Annotated in this window: 21 protein-coding genes and 1 tRNA gene; 12 read left to right on the plus strand and 10 right to left on the minus strand. The window is 62.8% G+C overall.

Annotated elements, in window-relative coordinates; translation table 11 throughout:
• Nucleotides 1–51: 51 nt before the first annotated feature.
• Nucleotides 52–125, minus strand: a tRNA-Gln gene (locus tag N2597_RS02025).
• Between the two features lie 246 nt (nucleotides 126–371).
• Between N2597_RS02025 and N2597_RS02030 the strand changes: the two genes are divergently transcribed.
• The 3 genes from N2597_RS02030 to N2597_RS02040 are packed head-to-tail and all read left to right on the plus strand — an operon-like array spanning nucleotide 372 to nucleotide 3,076.
• Nucleotides 372–1,928, plus strand: coding sequence for a Ppx/GppA phosphatase family protein (locus tag N2597_RS02030; protein WP_183597411.1), 1,557 nt, complete (start codon nucleotides 372–374; stop codon nucleotides 1,926–1,928).
• A gap of 10 nt (nucleotides 1,929–1,938) precedes the next feature.
• Nucleotides 1,939–2,658, plus strand: coding sequence for an RlmE family RNA methyltransferase (locus N2597_RS02035; RefSeq protein ID WP_039618056.1), 720 nt, complete (start codon nucleotides 1,939–1,941; stop codon nucleotides 2,656–2,658).
• A gap of 34 nt (nucleotides 2,659–2,692) precedes the next feature.
• Nucleotides 2,693–3,076, plus strand: a complete 384-nt coding sequence (locus N2597_RS02040; RefSeq protein WP_183597409.1) for a VOC family protein — start codon at nucleotides 2,693–2,695, stop codon at nucleotides 3,074–3,076.
• Between the two features lie 5 nt (nucleotides 3,077–3,081).
• Here the strand turns inward: N2597_RS02040 and N2597_RS02045 are convergent, their stop codons facing one another.
• Nucleotides 3,082–4,506: a DHA2 family efflux MFS transporter permease subunit gene (locus N2597_RS02045; RefSeq protein ID WP_183597407.1), complete on the minus strand. Its 1,425-nt coding sequence runs from the start codon at nucleotides 4,504–4,506 to the stop codon at nucleotides 3,082–3,084.
• Nucleotides 4,507–4,748: 242 nt separating this feature from the next.
• On the opposite strand from N2597_RS02045, the gene N2597_RS02050 reads away from it, so the two are divergent.
• The 6 genes from N2597_RS02050 to N2597_RS02075 all read left to right on the plus strand — a co-directional run bounded on the left by N2597_RS02050 (nucleotide 4,749) and on the right by N2597_RS02075 (nucleotide 12,705).
• The gene (locus tag N2597_RS02050; protein ID WP_183597405.1) at nucleotides 4,749–5,741 is read left to right on the plus strand and encodes an MBL fold metallo-hydrolase; all 993 of its coding nucleotides are present in this window, start codon (nucleotides 4,749–4,751) and stop codon (nucleotides 5,739–5,741) included.
• 208 nt (nucleotides 5,742–5,949) lie between these two features.
• The gene (guaB, locus tag N2597_RS02055) at nucleotides 5,950–7,434 is read left to right on the plus strand and encodes an IMP dehydrogenase (protein ID WP_038687056.1); all 1,485 of its coding nucleotides are present in this window, start codon (nucleotides 5,950–5,952) and stop codon (nucleotides 7,432–7,434) included.
• A gap of 2 nt (nucleotides 7,435–7,436) precedes the next feature.
• Nucleotides 7,437–7,991, plus strand: coding sequence for a hypothetical protein (locus tag N2597_RS02060; protein WP_183597403.1), 555 nt, complete (start codon nucleotides 7,437–7,439; stop codon nucleotides 7,989–7,991).
• Nucleotides 7,992–8,077: 86 nt separating this feature from the next.
• Nucleotides 8,078–8,494 (plus strand): MAPEG family protein, encoded by a 417-nt coding sequence (locus tag N2597_RS02065; RefSeq protein ID WP_010060991.1) that lies wholly within the window; start codon nucleotides 8,078–8,080, stop codon nucleotides 8,492–8,494.
• A 209-nt stretch (nucleotides 8,495–8,703) separates the two neighbouring features.
• Complete coding sequence (locus N2597_RS02070) at nucleotides 8,704–11,802, plus strand: autotransporter outer membrane beta-barrel domain-containing protein (RefSeq protein ID WP_183597401.1); 3,099 nt, start codon at nucleotides 8,704–8,706, stop codon at nucleotides 11,800–11,802.
• Between the two features lie 261 nt (nucleotides 11,803–12,063).
• The gene (locus tag N2597_RS02075) at nucleotides 12,064–12,705 is read left to right on the plus strand and encodes a TetR family transcriptional regulator (protein ID WP_183597545.1); all 642 of its coding nucleotides are present in this window, start codon (nucleotides 12,064–12,066) and stop codon (nucleotides 12,703–12,705) included.
• Between the two features lie 6 nt (nucleotides 12,706–12,711).
• On the opposite strand, the gene N2597_RS02080 is transcribed toward N2597_RS02075, so the two are convergent.
• Complete coding sequence (locus N2597_RS02080; protein WP_038692260.1) at nucleotides 12,712–13,668, minus strand: LysR substrate-binding domain-containing protein; 957 nt, start codon at nucleotides 13,666–13,668, stop codon at nucleotides 12,712–12,714.
• 202 nt (nucleotides 13,669–13,870) lie between these two features.
• Here N2597_RS02080 and N2597_RS02085 point away from each other — a divergent pair, with 202 nt between their 5' ends.
• On the plus strand, nucleotides 13,871–14,170 hold the full coding sequence (locus tag N2597_RS02085) for a YjiS-like domain-containing protein (RefSeq protein WP_009991201.1): 300 nt from the start codon (nucleotides 13,871–13,873) through the stop codon (nucleotides 14,168–14,170).
• A gap of 88 nt (nucleotides 14,171–14,258) precedes the next feature.
• Here N2597_RS02085 and N2597_RS02090 read toward each other — a convergent pair whose 3' ends face one another.
• The 7 genes from N2597_RS02090 to N2597_RS02120 form a co-directional block, all read right to left on the minus strand.
• Nucleotides 14,259–15,137, minus strand: coding sequence for a DUF937 domain-containing protein (locus N2597_RS02090; protein ID WP_096762673.1), 879 nt, complete (start codon nucleotides 15,135–15,137; stop codon nucleotides 14,259–14,261).
• A gap of 176 nt (nucleotides 15,138–15,313) precedes the next feature.
• The gene (locus N2597_RS02095; RefSeq protein WP_143539931.1) at nucleotides 15,314–15,802 is read right to left on the minus strand and encodes a GNAT family N-acetyltransferase; all 489 of its coding nucleotides are present in this window, start codon (nucleotides 15,800–15,802) and stop codon (nucleotides 15,314–15,316) included.
• Between the two features lie 171 nt (nucleotides 15,803–15,973).
• Entirely contained in the window at nucleotides 15,974–17,347 is a 1,374-nt protein-coding gene (locus N2597_RS02100; protein ID WP_096762672.1) for a glutamate--cysteine ligase, read from the minus strand.
• A 147-nt stretch (nucleotides 17,348–17,494) separates the two neighbouring features.
• Nucleotides 17,495–18,232, minus strand: coding sequence for a 16S rRNA (uracil(1498)-N(3))-methyltransferase (locus N2597_RS02105; protein WP_096762671.1), 738 nt, complete (start codon nucleotides 18,230–18,232; stop codon nucleotides 17,495–17,497).
• Nucleotides 18,233–18,345: 113 nt separating this feature from the next.
• Nucleotides 18,346–19,845, minus strand: coding sequence for an inorganic phosphate transporter (locus N2597_RS02110; protein WP_096762670.1), 1,500 nt, complete (start codon nucleotides 19,843–19,845; stop codon nucleotides 18,346–18,348).
• Nucleotides 19,846–19,908: 63 nt separating this feature from the next.
• On the minus strand, nucleotides 19,909–20,418 hold the full coding sequence (locus N2597_RS02115) for an NUDIX hydrolase (RefSeq protein ID WP_096762669.1): 510 nt from the start codon (nucleotides 20,416–20,418) through the stop codon (nucleotides 19,909–19,911).
• A gap of 354 nt (nucleotides 20,419–20,772) precedes the next feature.
• The gene (locus tag N2597_RS02120; RefSeq protein WP_096762668.1) at nucleotides 20,773–21,669 is read right to left on the minus strand and encodes a LysR family transcriptional regulator; all 897 of its coding nucleotides are present in this window, start codon (nucleotides 21,667–21,669) and stop codon (nucleotides 20,773–20,775) included.
• Nucleotides 21,670–21,826: 157 nt separating this feature from the next.
• On the opposite strand from N2597_RS02120, the gene N2597_RS02125 reads away from it, so the two are divergent.
• The gene (locus N2597_RS02125; RefSeq protein ID WP_096762667.1) at nucleotides 21,827–23,266 is read left to right on the plus strand and encodes an FAD-linked oxidase C-terminal domain-containing protein; all 1,440 of its coding nucleotides are present in this window, start codon (nucleotides 21,827–21,829) and stop codon (nucleotides 23,264–23,266) included.
• Nucleotides 23,263–24,462 carry a glycolate oxidase subunit GlcE gene (gene glcE, locus N2597_RS02130; protein WP_183597399.1) on the plus strand — a complete coding sequence of 400 codons (1,200 nt, stop codon included), beginning with the start codon at nucleotides 23,263–23,265 and terminating at the stop codon, nucleotides 24,460–24,462. Before N2597_RS02125 ends, glcE begins: the two co-directional genes overlap by 4 nt.
• Nucleotides 24,463–24,593: the final 131 nt, after the last annotated feature.

The following is a 24,593-nucleotide window of genomic DNA, read 5'->3' on the forward strand; positions in this document are numbered from 1 at the left end:
GCAGGTCAGGCATCCACATCGACGGCTGTCGTCTCATCAATTAGGGAGAATTGGCTGGGGAACCTGGATTCGAACCAAGATCGACGGAGTCAGAGTCCGCTGTTCTACCATTGAACTATTCCCCAGCAAGGGCGAACCGGCGGGCGGTTCGGCTGGTGTGCGGCGCTTATAAACAAAAGCCCGCCGATTGCAAATACCTGTTTTGAAAAAAATCGGTCGTCTCGGCCAGGGCCGAAACTATTCCGCAAATCCCTTTGCCAAAAAAGAATTTGGTGATTTTGGCGGGCGCTGATATTCTTGCGGCAACGCAAAAATCGAACGAGCGCCTGCTGCATACCTCAGGGAGTTGCGCGGCGCGGTGGAAAATCAACGTGGAAGACCCCGAAGGCGGCGTGAAGCCGCAATTTGACGGGGCGTCGGCGGCAGGGCGCAAGGACGGCAAGAAGTCCAGGCGCCGCAAGGGCAAGCGTGGCGGTCAATCCCGCAATGCGGCCCATCCCGCTTCGCATGAGCTTGCCGGCGGTGCCGGACAGCCGGCGCGCCCGATGGAAGATGCAGCCGGCAATCCGGCCCGCAAGCGAAAGCGCCGCCGTCGTGGCGGCCATGGCGCCTTGCAGGAGGGCGCACCTCAATCTCAGCCGATGGAACAGACGGGCGTCGCAGCCAATGCCGCCCGGGACGGCGGCGATTCGCCGTCGAGCCGGCGCAATCGCCGCAAGCATCGCGGCAAGCGTGGCCTGCAGGGGCGGCCGCTGACATCGGCAAAGCCTTCCCATATTCAGCCGCAGGAAAACCGGGTTGAAGAGACGGCGCGTGCCGCCGTCCCGCGCGACATCCAGAACGGCGCCGGCGCCGGCCGCAAGGGCCGCCCGGAGAGCCACGCGCGCCAGTCGGATCGCCAGCCCGGCGAATATGCCTGGCCGGAAGAGCTTTATGCGGCGCTCGATCTCGGCACCAACAATTGCCGTCTGCTCATTGCCCAGCCGACCCGTCCGGGCCAGTTCCGCGTCGTCGATGCCTTTTCCCGTATCGTGCGCCTCGGCGAGGGCCTTGCGGCGAGCGGCCGTCTGTCTGACGAGGCGATGGAAAGGGCGATCGAGGCGCTGAGGGTCTGCGCCTCCAAGCTCAGGAGCCGGGAGATCCGCCGCATGCGGCTGATCGCCACCGAAGCCTGCCGCCAAGCGGTCAATGGCGAGGAATTCCTCGGCCGCGTCGTTGCCGAAACCGGCCTCGAGCTCGAAATCATCGATCGGGAAACCGAAGCGCGGCTTGCCGTCTCCGGCTGCTCTTCGCTGGTCGGCCGCGAGACACGTTCCGTCGTGCTCTTCGATATCGGCGGCGGTTCGTCGGAGATCGCCGTCATCCGCATCGGCGACAATCGCTTCAGCCGGCTTGCCAATCACATCACCCATTGGACGTCACTGCCGGTCGGCGTCGTGACGCTGTCGGAGCGTCACGGCGGGCGCGATGTCACGCCGGAGCTTTTCGAAGGCATGGTGCGCGAGGTCGAAGGCATGCTCGGGAGCTTCGATTGCCCCGAGATCGAAATTGTCCAGACCGGAGATTTCCACCTGATCGGCACGTCGGGCACGGTGACGACGCTTGCCGGCGTCCATCTCGACCTGCCGCGTTATGACCGGCGCAAGGTCGACGGCATCTGGCTGTCGGACGACGAGGTCTCCGCCATGCAGGCAAAACTTCTCTCCTGGGATTTCGACAGCCGCGCGGCCAATCCCTGCATCGGACCGGACCGGGCCGATCTGGTGCTCGCCGGCTGCGCCATCCTCGAGGCGATCCGCCGCCGCTGGCCGAGCCCGCGCATGCGCGTTGCCGATCGCGGCTTGAGGGAAGGCCTGCTCACCGACATGATGGCTGATGACGGCGTGTGGCGGCGCAATCGCAATCGCCGCGGCCAGCGTGCGAAATGAGGGGAAGGGCATGACCAAGGCACCGATCGCGGGAAATCGCACCGGCCGCAAGCTCGGCCAGCGCGTCAAGAACAAGAAGATGAAGGCCTCCTCCCGCCAGTGGCTGCAGCGCCACATCAACGATCCCTATGTGCAGCGCGCCCAGCTCGAGGGCTATCGCGCCCGCGCCGCCTTCAAGCTGTTGGAGATCGACGAGAAATACCACATCCTGCGCGGCGCCAAGCGGATCATCGATCTCGGTGCGGCGCCCGGCAGCTGGTCGCAGATCGCCGCCAAGGTCACCGGCTCGACCGATGAGGATGTCCGCGTGGCCGCGATCGATTTCCTGGAAATGGCCCAGCTTCCCGGCGTCAAGATCCTGCAGCTCGATTTCCTTGATCCGAGTGCGCCGGAAAAGCTGATGGAGGCCGTCGGCGGCACGCCCGATCTCGTCATCTCCGATATGGCGGCGCCGACCACCGGCCATCACCGCACCGACCACCTGCGCACGATGCATCTGTGTGAAGTCGCGGCCCATTTCGCCATCGAGGTGCTGGGGGAGGGCGGGCATTTCCTCACCAAGACCTTCCAGGGCGGCACCGAGCGCGATCTGCTCACCCTGCTGAAGCAGAATTTCCGCCAGGTCGTCCACGTCAAGCCGAACTCGTCGCGCGCCGAATCGGTTGAGATGTTTTTGCTGGCCAAGGGCTTCAAAGGCCGCAAGGCGGAAGGTCAAGCAGAGGAAGCTTGATCTCCGGCCGATCCAGGCCGATGATGACGATCCCATGCTACTTTACGTCACGCTCGGAACCAACGACCTTGATCGCGCAGGGCATTTTTATGATGCCGTTCTGCCTGTGCTCGGCTATCGCCGCCAGCATTATTCGCAGGAGGAGATCGGCTATTCCGCCGACGGCGATACGCGCTGCCGCTTCTGGGTGGTGACGCCCTTCAATCGCCGCCGGGCGAGCGCGGGCAATGGCGCCATGGTCGCGTTCACGGCCGAAACGCGGGCAGCCGTCGATGCCTTCCATGCGGCGGCAATCGCAGCAGGTGCTGCCGATGAAGGCGGGCCGGGTCTGCGCCCCTACCATGCCCATTTTTATGCCGCCTATGTCCGCGATCTCGACGGCAACAAGCTCTCTGCCGTCTGCGAGAGCCCTGAATAGAAAGCTTATTTCACGGCTTGCTGCTCGGCCTCGATCGCAGATGCCGCCACACGCTTTGAGCGGTGGCCGGAAACGAGCGCGCCGGCATTGCGGTCCATGCGGATGAAGGGGATGGTCGCAATCACTGTCAGTCCAGCGATGATGTAGAAGGCGAGGTGGAAATCGGCGACCTGCAGCTCTTCGCCTCTAATATAGATCGAGCTTTCCAGGATCGCGGCTGCGAGCGCGACGCCGAGCGCCAGGCTGATCTGCTGCATCACCGAGCTCATCGAGGTCGCCTGGCTCGCTTGCGCATCGTCGATATCGGCAAAGGCAAGCGCATTGACGCCGGTGAACATGAAGGAGCGGGAGAAGCCGCCGATGAGCAGCACGCCGATGATGACGAGATGCGGCGTTGCCGGCGTGAACAGGCCGGTGATGACGGTGACGACAGTCGTCACCAGGGCAGCGCCGATCAGCGTCGTGCGGAAGCCGGTCGCCGCGAAAACCCGCTTTGCCATGAACTTGGTGGTGATCGCGCCGATCGCCCCGGCGAAGGTGATGAGGCCCGATTGGAACGGCGTCAGCCCGAAGCCGAGTTGCAGCATCAGCGGCGTGAGGAACGGCATGGCGCCGACGCAGATGCGAAAGAGGTTGCCCCCGGTGGTCGAGGCCCGGAACGTCGGATTCTTGAAAAGGTTGAGGTTGAGGATCGGCGCCGGGTGGCGCTTTGCATGGCGGATATAGAGGACGCCGCAGGCAAGCCCGATCAAGGTCGCACTGATGCCGATGATCGGCGGCAGGGCCGGCAGGCTGACCACCGACAGGCCGAAGACGACGCCCGCGGCCGAAAGCGAGGTCAGCACGAAACCGGCGAAATCGAGTTTCGGCGGCGCTGTCGCCTCCACCTCCGGCAGGAAGATCGTCGCCAGCCAGATGCCGATGATGCCGACCGGCACGTTGATCAGGAAGATCCAGTGCCAGCTGAAATAGGTGGTGATGAAGCCGCCGAGCGGCGGGCCGGTGAGCGGGCCGACAAGCGCCGGGATGGTGAGCAACGCCATGGCCGAGACGAGATCGCTTCGCTGTGTCGTGCGCACCAGCACGAGACGGCCGACCGGCGTCATCATCGCGCCGCCCATGCCCTGCAGGAAGCGGGCAAAGACGAATTCGACGAGGTTGGAGGAGATGGCGCAGAAGATCGAGCCGATGACGAAGACTGATATGGCGAGGCGAAAGATCTTCTTGGCGCCGAACCTGTCGGCCATCCAGCCGCTGACCGGAATGAACACCGCAAGCGCCACCATATAGGAGGTCAGCGCCAGCTTCAGCGTGATCGGCCCGACATGGAGGTCTGCGGCGATCGCCGGCAGCGCCGTCGAGATCACGGTTGAATCCATCTGTTCCATGAAGAGAGCGACGGCGAGGATCAGCGGGACGATGCGGTTCATAGGCGGGAGCCTTGAGGGCGCGAGATCAGGGCGGGAAAGGCCAGTGTTGTTTAGTCCTGCCTGGCGGGCCTGCCAATCCCTCAATCGATTTCGCCGACACGTTTGGTTCACGTCTGCGTGAGACGGCTTGTCCGACAAGGTCCGCTATCAAGATTGACCTATGTCTACGCTGCCGGGGCAAGAAATCCGGCGGGTATCATCGGCCGCGCAGCGACAAAGCACGCGTCATGGGGGATGGATATATGGCAATTTCAACGCAAATGACACGGCGCACGCTTTTTGCCGCAAGCCTCGGCCTGCTGGCGGCGCCGACAATTTTGAGAGAGAAGGCCGAAGCGGCCGTCACTGGAGCAAGCAGACGTATCGATATAACGCCTTTACCCGAAATCAATCAGTTCAAGCTCGGTTCCTATAAGTTCACCGTCGTCAGGGACGGAATCAACATTTCCGAAAAGCCTTACGAGACCTACGGCACCAATCAGGATCCCGAAACCGTCCAGGCGCTGCTGACTGCAAACTTCCTGCCGGCCGACAAGCTCCTGAACGGCTATGCGCCTGTTCTTATCGACACCGGTTCCGATCTCATTCTCGTCGACACCGGCTTTGGCGCGGGTGGCCGCGCCCGCGGACTTGGGAAGCTCGCCGAGGGCCTGAAGGTGGCGGGATATTCACCCGAGGACGTGACCCTGGTGGCTCTGACCCATCTGCACGGCGATCACATCGGCGGGCTGATGGAAGACGGCGCGCCCGCCTTCAAGAATGCCCGCTATGTCATCGGTGAGGCCGAATATGATTTCTGGTCGAACACCGCGCGCGAGGGCACACCGGCCGAGGGCGGCCACAAGGTGGTGCTCGCCAATGTGGCGCCGCTTGCCGAAAAAGCCACCTTCCTCAAGGACGGCGCCAGCGTCGCGCCGGGCATGACCGCGATGCTGGCAGCCGGCCACAGCCCTGGGCACATGGTGTTCCACGTCGAATCGGAAGGAAAGCGCCTGGTACTGACCGGCGATACGGCCAACCACTACATCCTGTCGCTGCTGCGGCCGGATTGGGAGGTGCGCTTCGACATGGACAAGGCGCAGGCGGCCGCCGCCCGCCGCAAGGTTTTCGACATGATCGCCGCCGAGAAGATCGCCTTCCTCGGCTATCACATGCCGTTCCCGGCGGTCGGTTTCGCCGAGAGGCAGGACGGCGGCTATCGCTTCGTGCCGAAGACCTATCAGTTCGATATCTGATCGCAAACGGTTCCGTTTTCCCGGAATTGCTCTTCGTGCATGGCACCCATGACGAGCCCGGCGAATATGCCGGGCTTTTTGCTATTTCCTTCCTGTCATAGACGTGTTACCAGCCCTCGCCAACTTCCAAGCAACTCATGCACACCGCCGGGGCGGACGATTCGTTTCCGGGACGGGTTGCATTTCTCTTAACTGAAGGAATTTGGCCATGGCCCGCATCATAGAAACGGCAACCGGCGCGGACGCGCTCACCTTCGACGACGTGCTGCTGCAGCCCGGCCATTCCGAGGTTATGCCCGGCCAGACGAACATCGCGACCCGCATCGCCCGCGACTTCGACCTCAACATCCCGATCCTCTCATCGGCCATGGATACCGTCACCGAAAGCCGGCTGGCGATCGCCATGGCCCAGGCCGGCGGCCTCGGCGTCATCCACCGTAACCTGACGCCGGTCGAGCAGGCGGAAGAAGTCCGCCAGGTGAAGAAGTTCGAAAGCGGCATGGTCGTCAATCCGGTCACCATCGGGCCGGACGCAAAGCTTGCCGAGGCGCTCGGCCTGATGAAGTCGCACGGCATCTCCGGCATCCCGGTCGTTGAGAAGTCAGGCCGCCTCGTCGGCATCCTCACCAACCGCGACGTTCGCTTCGCCTCCGATCCGGAGCAGAAGATCCACGAGCTGATGACCAAGGACAATCTGGTCACCGTCAAGGAAAACGTCGATCAGCAGGAGGCCAAGCGCCTGCTTCACTCGCACCGCATCGAAAAGCTGCTGGTCGTCGATACCGAAGGCCGCTGTGTCGGTCTGATCACCGTCAAGGATATCGAGAAGTCGCAGCTGAACCCGAACGCCTCCAAGGATGCGCAGGGCCGGCTTCGCGCCGCCGCCGCCATCAGCGTCGGCGATGACGGCTTCGAGCGCGCCGAGCGGCTGATCGAGGCCGGCGTTGACCTCTTGGTCGTCGATACCGCCCATGGCCACTCGCAGCGCGTGCTGGATGCCGTCACCCGGGTCAAGAAACTGTCCAACTCGATCAGGATCATGGCCGGCAACGTCGCCACTTATGACGGCACCAGAGCGCTGATCGATGCGGGCGCCGATGCCGTCAAGGTCGGTATCGGCCCGGGTTCGATCTGCACGACCCGCATCGTCGCCGGCGTTGGCGTTCCGCAGCTCGCCGCCATCATGTCGGCCGTGCAGGCCGCACAGGATCAGGATGTGCCCGTCATCGCCGATGGCGGCATCAAATTCTCCGGCGATCTTGCCAAGGCGATCGCCGCCGGCGCTTCCGCCGTTATGATCGGCTCGCTGCTCGCCGGCACCGATGAGAGCCCGGGCGAGGTCTATCTCTACCAGGGCCGTTCCTTCAAGGCCTATCGCGGTATGGGCTCCGTCGGGGCCATGGCCCGCGGCTCGGCCGACCGCTATTTCCAGGCTGAGGTGCGCGACACGCTGAAACTCGTGCCTGAGGGCATCGAGGGCCAGGTTCCCTATAAGGGCCCAGTCTCGGCCGTCGTCCACCAGCTCGCCGGCGGCCTCAAGGCGGCCATGGGTTATGTCGGCGGCAAGGACCTGAAGGATTTCCAGGAGCGGGCGACCTTCGTGCGCATCTCCGGCGCCGGTCTTCGCGAAAGCCATGCGCATGACGTGACGATCACCCGGGAAAGCCCGAACTATCCGGGCGCCGGTCTCTGATCATGAAGACGGGCAGCGGGATTCCGCTCTGGATCATCGCGCTGCTCGCCGCTCTTTGCCTGGCCGTGCTCGCCTGGACGACCTTCGGCTTCGTCGTCCCCTTCAAGCATGAAACCGGCCAGGCGGTGCTCGATACCTATTTCGCCGGTTACGACGAGTCGGCCGTCTTCCACATGCAGACGCTGCTCGACGAGAACGAGACGGCGGCGAGACTGCTCAGCGCCATGTATTTCGGGCCGGAGCTGGTCTTTCCGGCATTGTTGACGGCGCTGCTGTTCCTCGCCTTCCTCAGGCTCGGGCCCGTCGGCGCCTGGTTCGGGCGATCGCTGCATCCGCTCGTCGGCCGCGCGGTCTACCTGCTGCCGTTCCTCTACGGCCTTGCCGACTACGGCGAGAATATCTCAAGCATGATCGCCTTCGGCGACGGTGGATCTGCAAGTCTGGCAGCAGAGCTGCTGCCTTGGATGACGCGGCTGAAATTCGCAAGCCTCGCCATTTGCTTCATCCTCCTCGCCCGGCTTGCCATCCACCGCTGGCTGTCGCCGCGCCAGGACTGAGACGCGGCCTCAGCCGCTGGCATCCTGCTCCCCTTTCGGCTACTCCTCGCAACGAATGCGGAAACGGAAAGGACTTGAGGGAGCATATGACCGGCTATCAAATCTTCTGGCCACTGCTTGCCCATGTGGCCCTGGTCTATGGTCTTTATGCGCTTCTTGGACAGCGGCGCGCGAACATGGTCCGCGCCGGCAAGATCGCGAAGTCGGATTATCGCGAAAATCGTGACGAGCCGGCCGAAAGCCTCGCCGTCAAGAATTGCCTCGCCAATCAGTTCGAACTGCCTGTGCTCTTCTACGCCTGCTGCATTCTTCTCTATGTCACCGAGGCCGACAATCTTGTCGCCGTCGCGCTCGCCTGGCTCTTCGTCGCCCTACGCTACGCCCATGCCGCCATCCACGTCACCAGCAATGATCTGCGCTACCGCAGCCCGATCTTCGCCGCCGGTTACCTCGCGCTCGCCGCCATGTGGGTCTGGCTGGCCGGGTGGATGGCAATGGGATAACGCGCGGCGACCCACGGCAGAACTCCCTGAACTGGAATCGATCCAGCAAAATCGTGCATAAATTCAAAATGTTGCAGCATCATTGGCGCGTCTGAGAGACACGCGCGCTGTCGTCGAAGAATAATCTCAGGAACATGGTTACCAATATTTAAATTGATTCGTCTATTTCTGCGCGAGCGAGTGATGGCGGGGACGATTTGCGAGCGAAGATGGACGAGAGGACAGGCGGGGCGGCGATCCATCGCATGGCCATGCTGCGACTTGCGGGATCGGCTAGCACTGCGGCGCTGACGCTGATGCTGGCGGCGGAGCCGGGATGGGCGCAGCAGGTCATTACCGGCAACGACACGGAGATCGTCGACGGCAACGACCCGGGCGGCACCGGCTCGGGCACGCAGCCGAGTCCCTGGACCATCAATACCGATCTCGTCATTGGCGATCAGAATGGCGACGATGCGACCCTCATCATCCGCAACGGCGGCGCGGTCAGCAATGATACCGGCGTGCTCGGCGTCGATCCCGGCGCCAGCGGCACGGTGACGGTCACGGGAGCAGGCTCGAGCTGGAGCAATTCCGACGACCTTTATATCGGCCATCAGGGCACCGGCGCGCTGACCATCGAAGACGGCGCTGTGGTCGACAACCAGTTCGGCCATATCGGCTATTTCTCCGGCGCGAGCGGCACGGTAACGGTCACCGGTACAGGTTCGACCTGGACGAACGTCCAGGATCTCACTATCGGCGACAGCGGCACCGGCACTCTGATCATTTCGAATGGCGGGACAGTCAACAGTTCATCCGGCTATATCAGCAACGATTCCAGCGCCATTGGCGAGGTTATCGTTACAGGCGCAAACTCGCTCTGGAGCAATTCCATTGAGGTCTCGGTCGGCGCGGCCGGCGCGGGAACGCTGACCATTTCCAATGGCGGCTTGGTCACCGGCAGCTTCGGTTATGTCGGCTTCAGTTCGAACGGCAGCGGCTTGGTCAGCGTGACCGGTGCCGGATCGAGCTGGATCAGTTCCGGCGCGCTCGTCGTTGGCCAATTCGGTTCAGGCAGCGTGAGCATCGACGATGCCGGCATGGTATCGGCGTCCGAGGTCGTTATCGCGGATGATTCCGGGGCTACCGGCACTGTCGAACTTGCCGGAAGCGCCGGGAGCGGGCGCGGCATCCTGGAAACCGGCTATGTCGAGAGAGGCGGTGGCAGTGCCAGCCTCATCTTCGACGGCGGCATTCTGCGGGCTACGGGCAACGAGGCGAATTTCCTGCGCGGCTTCAGCGCCGGGGAAGTGACGCTCGACGCCGGCGGCGCCTTTGTCGACACCAACGGCTTCGCTGTCGGCATAACCACGGATTTGCAGGGCGTCGGCGGCCTGACCAAGCAGGGCACCGGCACGCTGACGCTGTCCGGCATCAACGCCTATACCGGCGTGACGACGGTCGAGGCCGGCACTCTGGTCGCAGGCGGCGCCGGCGCCTTCGTGCAGAACGGCGCCTATGCGGTGAATGGCGGCATACTCGATCTCGGCGGCTTCGACCTGACCATGGGTGAGCTTTCGGGAAGCGGCGGGGAGATCGCGCTCGGCGGCGCCGACCTCACGCTCGATCAGGCGAGCGACAGTATCTATGGCGGCACTCTCTCCGGCAGCGGCGACTTCACTTTGGCCGGCAGCGGCACCCTGCGCCTGACCGGCGACAATTCCGCCTTTACCGGGATGACCACGGTTTCGGACGGCCACCTGATCGTCAATGGCAGCCTTGGCGGCATCCTGACGATGACGGGCGGCAGACTGGGCGGCTCGGGTGATATCGGCGCACTGACCGCCGGGGCGGGCGTCACCATCGCGCCGGGCAATTCGATCGGAACCTTAAACGTCGGCGGCAATCTCACTTTCGATCCGGGCGCTACTTATGAGGTCGAGGTCGATCCCGCCGGCACCGCCAGCGATTTGATCTCGGTTACCGGCACCGCCTTTCTCAACGGCGCGACCGTTTCCCATATCGGAATGAATGGCGACTACAGGCCGTTCTCCACCTATACGATCCTGACCGCGAGCGGCGGGGTGAGCGGAACCTTTGGCGCCGTCACCTCCAATTATGCCTTTCTGGCCGCCGACCTCTCCTATGATTTGAACAATGTCTACCTGGAAATTGCCCGCAATGATGTGAGCTTCGCCGACATGGCTGCGACGCGCAACCAGATTGCCACGGCGGCGGCTGCCGAGAACCTCGGCTCCGGCAACGACATCTACGATGCGATCGTCACCTTGCCCGACGACCGGTCGCAAGTTCAGGCTAGCTTCGACGCGCTTTCCGGCGAAATCCATGCGTCGATCAAGACGGCGTTGATCACCCAGAGCCTGTTTGTTCGCGCGGCCGCCAACGACCGTCTGCGCTCCGCTTTCGGCGATCCCGTCGCCGCCATGGTTCCGATACAAGCCTTCTGGCCCGGCGCTCCGGCAGTGACCGCCCCCGAGACTGCGGACGGGCCGGTTTTCTGGAGCATGGCCTTTGGCGGTCTGAGCGAGGCATTCACCGATGGCAATGCCGCCACATTCCGCCATCAGACGGGCGGCTTTCTCGCCGGTGTCGACAGCAGTTTCGACGAGGTCAGGTTCGGCCTGATGGCCGGCTACAGCAATTCCAGCTTCGATCCCCGTCACCGTGCTTCGTCGGGTTCGAGCGACGATTATCATCTCGGCCTCTATGCGGGCACACATTGGGGCGGTCTCGCCTTCCGCTCCGGCCTCTCCCATACCTGGCATGACATCGACACCAGCCGCCGTGTCGCGATCGGCAGCTTCGAGGACAGGCTCGACGCGAACTATGGGGCCGGCACGCTGCAGGGCTTTGCGGAGCTCGCCTACCGGTTCGAGAGGGCGGCGGCCTCTTTCGAGCCCTTCGTCAATCTCGCCCATGTGGGCATTCGAACGGCTGGCTTTTCCGAAGAGGGCGGAGCGGCCGCACTCGACGTCTCCGGCCGCACGACCAACACCACGATCACCACGCTCGGCCTGCGTGCCGAAACCGAGATCCGCCTGGGAGAGACGAGTGCCGTCCTGCACGGCATGTCTGGCTGGCGCCATGCCGTCGGCGATATCGTCCCCTTGTCGACGCAGGCTTTTGCTGGAGGCGATGCCTTCACCGTCGCCGGCGTGCCGCTGGCTGAGAACGCCTTCGTTCTCGACGCCGGCCTTGACGTCGCCCTGAACGAAGGTGCTGCGCTCGGGATCGCCTATTCCGGCCAGATCGCGGAAGACGCCCAGCAGCATGGGGTTAAGGCGACGCTGTCTGTGAAGTTCTAAAACTTCTCGACGGTCATTCCCTCGCAACGAAGGGTCGCGACATCAGCGTTTTTCCCGTCGACGAGAATTTCGCAACTATTTCAAGGATTCTCCAGTCAGGCGCAACCGGTGGGAACAGTTGAATTCCCGATTTTCACACGCGTTTGCAGGTCGTTAAAATGCGAGCCTTTCTGTTTACGCCTGATGAAGGCCTGCATGTCATATCCGCTCGACGCGCTGGTGGCAGAAGCCTCCGCGCGCAACAATAAGAATGGGAACGACATGGGCGTGGAAAGCATGGATCGCATCGGCTTGCGAAGGAAGCCGAAGCAGGAGCGCAGCATTCAGAGGCTGGATCTTATTCTCGCCGCCGCTGCCAGGATCATCGCCGAGAAGGGCGTCAGCGCCATGCGGATGACCGAACTCGCGATCGCCGCCAAAGTGCCGATCGGCTCTGTTTACCAGTATTTCCCGGAGAAAGCGGCGATCGTCAAAGCACTGTTCGATCAGCACGCTTCGGCGATCCAGACGAAGACGGCGGCGATGTTCTCCGACGTTCAGTCGCTCGACCAGGCGCTCGATCTCGTCTGCGATATCATCGATTGGTATTACGATTCCTACCATGACGATCCCGTCTATCTCGGCGTCTGGATGGGTACGGAAACCGATCAGGATCTGCTTCGGCTGAATATAGAGCACAGCGGCCGCGTCGCCGGCATTTTTCATGACGCCGTGCGCAGGCTGGCTCCCGATCTTTGCGACGAGGAAATGTTCGCCCGCACTTACCTTTTCAGCCATCTGATCGGCGCTGTCATCCGACTTGCCGCCATCAGCGAAGAGACCGTAGCGCGGCGCATGCTCGGTGAGTGGAAACGCGTCATCCGCGCCTCCCTTTTCACCGAGGCCGCGCCGCGCGCGGCCTGAGAGCCTCTACCAGCTCGGCACCATATTGGCCGCCCTCAGGCGCGGCTGCAGCCGAGCCTGTGCGGATTTGACCTCGGCTTCGAGATTGTCGTCGATCACTGCCGGCGTGATGTTGTCGAGGCAGGCGGTGATATGCGCGGTGATCGCATTCATGAGCGAGATCGAGACGCCGGGCCGCTTCATGATGCCGATCTGCACCGGCGGCAGAGCGGGAAAGCCGTCCGCTTGGCTCAACACTTTCATGCCGGTCCGCAACGCCGATTCCGGCATCACCGAGACAGCCATGCCGGCAAGCACGGCCGCGGCGACAACGGTGCAGGACCAGCTGGTGAACAGGATCTGGTGCTCGCGCCCCACCGCATCGAGCGCCGAGCAGGCGAGCTGACGCCACTGGCAATCGCGCCGGCCTACGGCAAGCGGCACGGGCGCGTCGTCGCGAATGGGGTGGTTGGCCGAGCCTACCCAGCAGAGCGGCTCGGTTCTAACGACATCGGACATGCGCTCGCGCGGATTATGGGTGACGAGCGCAATGTCGAGCTCGCCCTTGTGCATGCGCTCGGCAAGGTCCACCGATGGCTCACAGACGATATAAAGCTCGACGTTCGGATGGGTCTTGGCGAAGCGACCGATGATCTCCGGCATATAGCGGTCGGCGTAATCGTCGGGCGTGCCGATGCGCAGCGTCCCCTCCAGCCTGTTGTCGTCGAAGGCGGCGATCGCCTCATTGTTGAGGCGGATGATGCGCCGGGCGTAATTGAGCAGCTTCTCGCCCTCGACCGTCAGTCGGTTGCCGCGCCCATCCTTGATGAAGAGCTGCTTGCCGATGCGCTCTTCGAGACGGCGCATCTGCATGGAGACGGCCGATTGAGTCTTGTAGACCTTGTCGGCCGCCTTGGTGAAGCTGCCGGAATCGACGATGGCGATGAAAGTCTGCAACTGGTCGAGATCAAGAGGCGCGGACATGGTGTCACCCATAAAGATAGCTGATGATAATCATTAGAAACATTCGTTGGACTGATCAATAGGTCTTTGGCATCTTCGGGATGCAAATCAAGCAAAGTGAAGGACAGACACCCTGCCTGTCCAAGCAAATTCAGCCTTATCCCCTCCCGCACGACCTCGCGAGAGAGGTGGTTGTTGCGTGCCCTAGAGAAAGGAGAGTTCGATGCTTATGACAAACCGGACAACAGAACTCGACTGCAGCAAGCTTACTCCGACGCTTTACCAGCGTCTGGTGGCAGGCCTCGCTCCGCTGGTCTCCCTCTTTCGCGGGTTTCGCAATCGAATGGAGGTCAACGGGCTGCATGATCTGAACGACAGTCAGCTGAGGGATATCGGCCTCACCAGGGCCGACCTGACCTCCGCCTTCCTGGCCTCGACGTTTTTCGAGGACCCGTCGGAACATCTGACGCGTTCGGCGCGCAATCGCTGGCGCCTGCAGCTCTTCCGCCCTCACGAGGACTAGGAGCGTCGAGTTTCCCCGCAGGGTGACAGCCAATAGCCCTGCCGCTTGACCCGGTGATCGGCTTTTCCCAAGCCATCACCGGGTTTTTTTATGCCTTGGGTTCAGGGGGCTTCGGCCGGTAGGTTTCGAAGATCGCTTCGAGATTTCGCTGGTAGCTCTTCTGCACCTCAAGCCCGCTATCGAACATGGTGTTCAGCATGTTGCTATAGCTCTCGATATTGGCTTTTGCCTCCTCCTTTGGCGCCTCCGGCGCCTTGGTCGCCGGTTGTTTGGCCGCCGGCTGTTTGGCTGGCGGCTGCTGGCCGAGCCCGGTCATCATTTCCTGAAAGGCCTTGGCGAAGGGATTGTCGAGGAAGGGGTTCGGCTGAGGCGCCGGTTCCTGCTTCGGCATCGAAAACATCAGCTGCATCGCCTGGGTGAAAGGATTGTCGAAGATGTTGGGTTCCGGGGCCTTCGGTTTCGGCGCAAAGCCGGTGCTCTCGAGCCATTTCTGAATGGTCTCGCCCATCGCCGTGTTGACGAAGGGGTTGACCGGCGAGGCCATCTGGCCGGTCGTCTGCTTGAACAGCCCGCCCATCAGCGTATCGGCCAAAACGGGCAGCATCTGCTTGTAGATATCCTGGCCGATCCCGGTCATCTGCGCCGCTTGGGCAGCGACCGCCCGCGAAACCTCTTTGGAGCCGAAGAGCTGGGCGAGGATGTTGTTGCCGTCTGAAATGCCCTCCGGCGTGAAAGCCCGGCTCATATCCTCGAAATATCGTGCATAATTGCCGGAGGCGACGGCCTGCATCAGCCCGACAAAATCGTAAGGATTGCTGGTGCTGCGCTTCAGGCCGGCGGAAAAGGCCGGCATCAGCGCCGCCATCGCCTTGGTCGCCTGTTCCTGCGCCAGGTTGAACTGCCGGGCGACTGCTTCCATCGCCGCACCGTTTTGTGCCTGCATCATCATGTCGAAGAGTGGCAGCATGGAGGTCCCTTTCCCCGAGTCGTGACGCGTGTAACGCCAATATATCCGGAAAAGGTAATGTGCAAACCGCTTTTTGCCATAAGACCTTAAAGCCGTTCCAGCAAAGAACCGGAGCGAGTTTTCCAAGTTGGAGAAGCCCGGAGATGCGGACGAAGCTGCTAATGATGGTATGCCGCTTACCGCCTCGCAAGCATTGGCAAAATCAAGCCCCACCGCGTCTCTTGAGGTGATCCGGACGGCTCGAAACCCAGTTTCCTGTAAACGGCAATCGCCCGTTCATTGGCAGGGTGAGGATCGGTCGCTATAACGGGTACACCCGCATCGAAGAGAGCCCCCATTCTCGCCCCGATAAATGCTGATCCGTGCCCAACGCCGATCATTTCGGGGTCTCCTATATATTGATCGATTCCCCGCGATCCCGTGGGAAGCTTGGCGAAATGGTGATCTTCCCAGCCGTGGACGGTATAGTCCTGCATGAACGCAAAGGGGCGTCCGGCGGTTGAAACAATCCAACGCGCGACCCTGGGATCAGCCAAGTCTTCTGCATCGTACGGCTCATCTGAGTCCCACCATGCGCGGACATGCGGGTTCGATTGCCATGCTGCAAGCAACGGGAGATCATCCAACGTCGCTCTGCGAAAACTGTATTGGGTGGCGGCCGTCATTTGACAAGCTTAGCACGCTGCCAGCCGGTAGACATAGGCCCCTCCAAGACGATCAAGCTGCGGCGCCTACCGACAGCATTGAGACCTGCTACGGCAAGCGCGCTGCCAACTGCCTCGCTTTCGTCAAGCTGGCGGCCATACGGCTCTGGCTGGCGTTGGTGAGTCCACGTCCTAGTACTGATAGTCCTCGAAGACCGGTTCGACTGAGCCGTTCCAGCGGCCGTGATAGAGCGATAGCAAATCCTCGGCGAGCGTCGCCTTCTTGGCGAGCACCTCGTCGAGTGGCGCCAGGAAGATGCTTTCGTCCTGGCCTTCGCGGTTGAGCTTGCCGCGTGTCTTGAGGCCGGTCCTCGATATGCCGACCACCTCGCGCGCCACGTCGAGAAGCGCATGGCCGCGAAACTCAGCCTTCAGCCCTTCGGCGGGGACGGCGTCGCGGAGCGCGGCGATCTCGGCAAAGCTCCAACTCCTGGTCAGTTCGTCGGCCGCCTGAAGGGCCGCATCATCATAGAGCAGGCCGACCCAGAAGGCCGGCAATGCACAGATGCGCCGCCAGGGACCGCCATCGGCGCCGCGCATTTCGAGGAAACGCTTCAGCCGCACGTCGGGGAAGAGCGTCGAAAGATGGTTCGTCCAGTCGCCCATCGTCGGCGCCGGGTCAGCGACCGCGCCCTTCAACGCGCCGTTCATGAACTGGCGGAAGGTGACATGGGTGCAATCGTGATAGCGCCCGTCGCGGACGATAAAATACATCGGCACGTCGAGCGCCCATTCGGCATAGTCGCGGAAGCCGAAATCGTCGCGGAACGTGAAATCGAGCAGGCCCGAGCGCCGGTTGTCGGTGTCGCGCCAGATATCGCCGCGCCAGGAGAGCAGTCCGTTCGGCTTGCCCTCGGTGAAGGGCGAGGATGCAAAGAGCGCGGTCGCCAAGGATTGCAGCTTCATCGAGACGCGCATCTTCTGGCGCATGTCGGCTTCCGAGGAGAAATCGAGATTCACCTGGATCGTGCAGGTGCGGTACATCATGTCGAGACCCTTGCTGCCGACCTTCGGCATGTAGCGGGTCATGATCTCGTAGCGCGATTTCGGCATGTGCGGCGTTTGCGCATAGGTCCATTTCGGACTGCCGCCGATGCCGAGAAAGCGGATGCCCATCGGTTCGGCGATTTCGCGCAGCGTCGCCAGGTGCTGGTTCGATTCCCTGCAGGTTTCGTGGAGCGTCTCCAGCGGCGCGCCAGAGAGTTCGAACTGGCCGCCGGGCTCGATCGAGATGGCGCCCATGCCGCTCTGTTCGGCCAGGCCAATGATGTTGCCGCCGTCCATGATCGGCTCCCAGCCGCTTTTTTCCTGCAGGCCGGTGAGCAGGGCCGAAATGCTGGCATCGCCGAAATAGGGAACCGGGCTGTTGTCGGCGCGGAAAAAGGCGAATTTCTCGTGTTCGGTGCCGATCCGGAAGCGCTCCCGCGGCTTGTTGCCCGCGGCGATGTAATCGGTCAGATCCTGAACCGAAGAGAGCGGTGTCTGGTCGGTAGTGTCGCGGGCCATGCGGGTACCTGTATTCGAAAAAAGCGCCCAGGGGGCAGGGCAGCTGGAAGGCTGATTAGGACCCAAGTCAGGTCTGTTGCAAGTGAAATTCTTTCAACGACGCATCAAAAAAATAGCAGCGATTTCCATGTCCACCCGTTTTCGCCGTCAGCTCCAGTCGCCGATCGCCGCCTGCACCACGGCGAGGGCGGCAACGGCTGCCGTATCGGCCCGCAGGATGCGCGGTCCGAGCGGAATGGCGGTGACGAAATCGAGGCTTCGAAGCCGCGCCCGTTCCTCTTCGGAAAAGCCGCCCTCCGGTCCGACGAGCAGCGCGAGATGCTTTTCCCGGATCGCCGAGAGCACCGGCAGCGGGTTCTGCCCGGCATCGCCCTCGTCGCAGTAGATGATGCGGCGCTCTTTCGGCCAGCGGTCGAGCAGGTCGGAGAGCTTCACCGGTTCGGCCACCTCGGGAATGCCGAGAACGCCGCATTGCTCGGCCGCCTCGACGACATTGGCGCGCAGCTTGTCGAGGTTGGTGATCTTGCCCTGCACATGCTGGGTCATGACCGGCTGCAGCAGCCCGGCGCCCATTTCCACCGCCTTCTGCACCAGATAATCCATGCGGCCGACCTTCAGCGGCGCAAACAGATAATGCAGGTCGCTGGGAGAGGGCTGCGGCCGCGTCTCTTCGATTGCCGTCAGCAGGATGCGTTTGCGCGTGGGGAAGGTGAGGCTGGCTTTCCACTCGCCGTCACGGCCGTTGAAAAGCAGAATCTCGGCATCCGCCTCCATCCTCAGTACATTGGCGAGATAGTTGAACTGCTCGGCGCTCGCCTCCACGACGGCGCCGGCAGAAAGCGGCGCGTCGACGAAAAGACGTTGCATGCGGAAATTGGCGCGCATTCGAAAGCTCGGGTATTGAGCATGTCTCGCAAAAGTGTGCAGGGTTTTGCGTCGAAGACATGCTGGAAAACAAAGACCTAAAGCGCAGCACGCGAATTTGAACGCGACGCGCTTTAGACGAAGAGCGCGAACATAGCCCAATAAATCACGGCCGCAAGCGCTCCGGAGACCGGCACGGTGACGATCCAGGCGGCGACGATCGTCATGAAGTGCGAGCGGCGCACGAGATAGCGCCGGCGCCTCTCATGGATGTTCGGCTCCTCCGGCTCGTCGATATCGAAGCTCTCTGCCTTGCGCCTGATATAGGCGATGCGGCGCTTCGAGTAGCGGGTATACCATTCGCGGAAGAAGCCGACACCGAAAACGGCGCCGACGGCGATATGCGTGGTGCTGACCGGCAGGCCGAGCCAGGAGGCGACGATGACGGTGAGGGCGGTCGACAGCGCGACGCAATAGGCCCGCATCGGATTGAGCCTGGTGATCTCCTCGCCGACCAGGCGAATGAGGCGCGGCCCGAACAGCAGCAGGCCGACGGAGATGCCGAAGGCGCCGATCAGCATCACCCAGAGCGGCGGATGGCCGAGGCCGTCGCCGCCGCCGATGCCGACCGAATGGACGATCGCCGAAAGCGGCCCGACAGCGTTCGAAACGTCGTTGGCGCCATGCGCGAAGGAAAGCAGCGCCGCAGAACCGATCAGCGGCAACCGGAACAGCACCCGCAGCGAGCTGTTGCGGTTTTCGAGATCCCGCGCCTGGGCGAGCACGAGCGGCCGGGCGGCAAGCCAGCTGACCAGCCCAATGCCGATGCCGATGAGGATTATGGTGAAGGACGGGAACTTGCCGGCGGGAGAGAGCTGCAACACCATATAGGCCATGAAGCCGCCGGCCATCACCGCGACCAGCACCGGCACCCAGCGCTGAGCCGCGGCGATCTTGTCGTCGCGATAGATGATCAGGGTCTTGACGAGGTATAGCAGGCCGGCCGCGATCAGCCCGCCGATCAGCGGCGAGGTGATCCAGCTCGAAGTGATCTCCAGCATCACCCGCCAGTTCACCGGCTCGGGGCCTACGGCCGAGATGCCGGCGCCGATCACCGCTCCGACGATTGCGTGGGTAGTGGAAACGGGCGCGTTCATCCAGGTTGCGAGGTTGATCCAGAGGGCGGCCGCCGTCAGCGCCGCCATCATGATCCAGCCGAGATGCGCCGGCGGCACCTGGGCGGCGTCGACGATATCGGAGGAAATGGTCTTGACGACCTCGCCGCCGGCGATCGTGGCGCCTAGGACTTCGAAAATCGCGGCGATGACGAGTGCCTGGCCCATCGTCATCGCGCGTGCACCGACGGCCGCACCGACATTGTTGGTCACGTCGTTGGCGCCGATATTCATCGCCATGTAGCCGGCAAGAGCCGCCGCCGCCACGACGAGCACCGCTCCAGGGCGGTCGAACACATAGACCCCGGCAAAGATCATCGTCAGGCCGACGAAGATCAGCCCGAGGCCGGGCGCCACCAGCCGCCGCAAGACGTGCTTTGCCACATCCTCGGCATGGGTGATCTTGGCGAGGTCCTTGTCGAGCGTGCGTTTCGTGAGAACGGCGGGACGGGGCGGCATGCTTTTTTTCCAACTATGAATCTGCTTTTACGCTGCCTTTTTAGCAGCGCAAGATGGCAGGATTCATTCCGCCGGAAGTTGCTTTGCCGCCTTGACCGAAAGCCTGTCGGTCAGCTTTCGCTTGAAGGCGAGGAACAGGTGGCGAAGCTCCGGTTCGAGCACGCGTCCGGCTGCTTCGTCGAACGAAACCCATTCGATGGTGCGTTCACCCTTTTCCTTGAAATTTTTCGCCATGGCGGTGACTTCCAGCGGATAGACTTGCACCTTGCAAGATACACGCACCCCATCCCGGAGCACCTTGGGGTAGGTGTAGGCGCCAAGCGTTTCCATTTCGACCGAGCCCTTGACGCCGGCTTCTTCCATGGCCTCCTGTGCTGCGACTTCGTGCGCACATTTGCCGTTCATCGGCCAGCCCTTGGGAATGACCCAACGGCCGGTATCGCGGCTCGTCATCAGGAGAACCTCCAGCTTATCACCGTTCCTCACCCGATAGCAGAGCGCACCATATTGCTGTCGCGGCGGGCGCCGGAACATCAGTTGCACATCGGCTGCCAGTCGGGCGAGAAGGGTCAATTGTCAGGTCACCTTTGTCGTTGATGTTAGGAATCGCTCATATACTTTGTATCACGGAAAGCTTGCGCAAGCCAAAATTTGCGGCGCGTTCCGAACGCGATTTGTTTCTCCCTGTTTCATAGGGAAATCGAGCTGGGGCAGGCTCGAAAAAACCGTCACCTCCTGTCTCGAACGCGTCGCGTTGCACAGGTGTACAATATGATTCCGCCGTACCTCCAAATCAATGGCGGGGCCGTTTGTTCCACCGGTATTTCAGATTTGGAGAACCGTGCCTCGCCTTGGCGCTGGTGGCGCGGCCGACATAGACCAACGTGCAAACGCCCGTCTTGATCCTTCGCTTTGACGGAGGCGCTATCAGCGCTCCCAATAGGGAACCGGCCCGTAAAGCTCGGTGAGATAGTCGATGAACAGCCGCACCTTGGCGGGCAGGAATTGCCGGCTGGGATAGACGGCCGACAGCGTGACATTGGGCGAGCCCTCATAGGCCGGCAGCACCTGCACCAGACGGCCGGCCTTGAGCTCTTCGCCGATATCCCAGGTAGAGCGCAGCGCGATGCCGAGTCCAGATATGACAGCCTCGCGGATCACTTCGCTGGAGTTGGTGACCAGCATGCCTTCCGGCCGCAGGCTGAGCGCCCCATTCGGCCCGTTCAGCCGCCAGTTGTCGCCATTGTGTGCCGGCAGGCAGCGATGGTGTTTCAGATCGTCGATATCACGCGGCTCGCCATGTGCCGAGAGATAATCCGGCGAGGCGCAGAGCAGCCGGCGAACCGGCGCCAGCCGCCGGGCGACGAGGCTGGAATCGGTGAGTTCGGCGATACGGATCGCCAGATCAAAGCCGCCACCGACGATGTCGCTGAATTCGTCGGTCAGAACCAGGTTGATCGCCAGCTCCGGATGCGCCTGCATGAAGGCCTTCAGGTGCGGCGCGATATGCATGCGGCCGAAGGAGGTCGGTGCCGAGATCTTCAGCGTCCCGTGCATCTGCGCCGCGCGGCCGGAAATATAAAATTCGGCCTCTTCCAGCCCGGCTAGGATGCCGAGAACGCGGTCGTAGAAACCCTGGCCGGCCTCCGTCAGCGAGATCTGCCGCGTCGTGCGCTGCAAAAGCCGGGTGCCGAGCCGGTCCTCCAGCCGCTTGATGCGCTTGGAAACGACGGCGGGGGAAAAGCCGAGCATGCGCCCGGCAAGCGACATGCTTCCCGTCGAAACGACCTTGGCAAAGATTTCGAGATCGCCCAGATTGGTCATAAGCTTTTGTGACTTTCCCCTTTTGGCATAAGTGCTTAGCATTTGCGCCAGTTTCGGGAAAGTGCTAAGCCGATCTGCCCGCGGCAGGGAGGTTCGCGGCCGGCTTCCGCTGTCGTCTTCCCGTGTCATTCCCGTAGCCACGGCTAAGGAGAACGCCATGTCCGACGCCATTTCGTTTCTCGCCCCGCGCGCCGATGTGCTTGCGCGCCGAGCTCAAATCGTCGCCGATCTCACCGATCTGCTGCCGCCGGAATGCCTGGTTCATGAGGAGCGCGAACTGGTGCCCTTCGAGACCGATGCCTTCGTGTCCTATCGCCGCTTGCCGCTCGCCGTCGCCCTGCCGCGCACCACGGCCGAGGTTGCAGCCGTCATGCGTTATTGCCACCGCTACGGTGTTCCGGTCGTGCCGCGCGGCGCCGGCACCTCGCTTTCCGGCGGCGCCATTCCGCAGGAGGATGCCGTCGTGCTCGGCCTGTCGAAGATGAACCGCATCCTCGAGGTCGATCTGCCCAACCGCGTCGCGGTGGTGCAGGCCGGCGTGACCAATCTCAATATCTCCGAGTCCGTGTCGGCGGACGGGTTCTTCTACGCGCCCGACCCGAGTTCGCAGCTTGCCTGCACCATCGGCGGCAATATCGGCATGAATTCCGGCGGCGCCCACTGTCTGAAATATGGTGTCACCACCAACAATCTGCTCGGCGTTCGGATGGTGCTGGTCGACGGCACGGTGATCGAGCTCGGCGGCAAGGCGCTGGATGCGGCGGGTTACGATCTGCTCGGTCTCGTCTGCGGCCATGAAGGCCAGCTCGGCATCGTCACCGAGGCGACGGTGCGGCTGATCGCCAAGCCGGAAGGCGCGCGCCCGGTGCTCTTCGGCTTCGAAGCTTCAGAAGAGGCCGGTGCCTGCGTTGCCGATATCATTGCCGCCGGCATCATCCCCGTCGCGATCGAATTCATGGACAAGCCGGCGATCGAGATCTGCGAGGCCTTCGCCCATGCCGGCTATCCCCTCGACGTCGGCGCGCTCTTGATCGTCGAGGTCGAGGGATCGGAGGCGGAGATGGACGCCGTGCTGAAGGACGTGGTCGACATCGCCCGCAGGCACGGCGTCAAGACCGTGCGCGAATGCCAGTCGGCCACCGAAGCGGCGCTGATCTGGAAGGGCCGCAAATCTGCCTTCGGCGCCACCGGCCGCATCGCCGACTATATCTGCATGGACGGCACCGTGCCGCTCAGCCAGCTGTCGCACGTCTTGAAGAAGACCGCCGAGATCGTCGATCATTACGGCCTGCGTGTCGCCAACGTCTTCCATGCCGGCGACGGCAACATGCATCCGCTGATCCTTTTCAACGCCAACGATCCGCAGGATGCCGCCCGTGCCGAAGCCGCCGGCAACGATATCCTCAAGCTCTGCGTCGATGCCGGCGGCTGCCTCACCGGCGAGCACGGCGTCGGCATCGAAAAGCGTGACCTGATGCGGCATCAGTATTCGGAGGCCGATCTGGCCCAGCAGATGGCGGTGCGCGCCGCCTTCGATCCCGGCTGGCTGCTCAACCCGTCTAAGGTCTTTCCGCTGGAAGGACGCCCCGCCGCATGATCGATCTGATGCCGACGAGCGAGGAACAGGCGGCGGCGATCGTCCGCGCCCATGCAGAGATGAACCGGCCACTCGCGATCTGCGGCGGCGATACGCGCTCGGGTTTCGGCAATGCCGTTGCAGCCGAAGATCGGTTGCGATCGACCAGGCTTGCCGGCATCATCGCCTACAATCCCGGCGAGATGGTCATGACAGCCCGTTCGGGTACGCCGCTTGCCGAGGTCGAGGCGGCGCTGTCCGAAAATAGCCAGATGCTTGCCTTCGAGCCGATGGATCATCGCCCCATTATGGCGAGGTCCGGCGAGCCGACCATCGGCGGCGTCTTTGCCGCCAATGTCTCCGGCCCGCGCCGCCTCATTGCGGGCGCTGCCCGCGACAGTTTGCTCGGCGTGCGCTTCGTCAACGGCAGCGGCGAGATCATCAAGGCCGGCGGTCGGGTGATGAAGAATGTCACCGGCCTCGACCTCGTCAAGCTGATCGCCGGCTCGCACGGTACGCTGGGTTTTTTGACCGAAGTCACCTTTCGCGTGCCGCCGCGCCCGAAGACGGAGCGGACGGTGGTTCTCTCAGGCCTCAACGACGCCGAGGCGGCAAAGGCCATGGCCGCGGCAATGGCGCTGCCGGTCGAAGTCTCGGGTGCGGCGCATCTGCCCTTGACGGTGACCTGGAAATTCCTCGCCGGCAAATTGCCCGAGGGCGAGGCGACGGTTCTGCGTATCGAAGGTTTGGCCGGATCGGTCGATGCGCGTATCGAAAAGCTCGCGGCGGCGATGTCGGCTTTTGCAACGGTGGCGCGGCTGGATGAGCCGGAGAGCCGCCGGCTCTGGCGGGAAATCCGCGATGTGATGCCCTATGCCGACGGCACGGGGCGGCCGGTCTGGCGCGTCTCGGTCGCCCCCGGCACCGGCCATCAGCTGGTCGCAGCGCTCCGTCTCGAAGCCGGCGTCGATGCCTTTTATGATTGGCAAGGCGGCCTCGTCTGGATGCGCATGGAGGCGGAGCCGGAGGCTGAGCTGGTCCGCCGCTTCATCAAGGCGCTGGGCGGCGGCCACGCGACGCTGATCCGCGCCTCCGCTGCGGCGAGGGCGGCGACCGCCGCCTTTCATCCGGAGCCCGAGGCGGTGGCGATGCTGGCGCGGCGGGTGAAGGAAAAGTTCGATCCGGCGGGGATTTTCAATCCGGGGAAGATGGGGTGAGAAGATGCTTGTTGCCGACTGTGCACGCTCGATGGATTGCACAAGGGTGCCTCTTGCTCCCCATTCGCCCCAGCGGGGAGAAGGTGGCCCAAAGGGTCGGATGAGGGGGCCACACGGCATGCAGTCTGTCG

Origin of the sequence: Rhizobium sophoriradicis, from assembly GCF_025200795.1 — a bacterium.
Taxonomy (GTDB): Bacteria; Pseudomonadota; Alphaproteobacteria; order Rhizobiales; family Rhizobiaceae; genus Rhizobium; species Rhizobium sophoriradicis.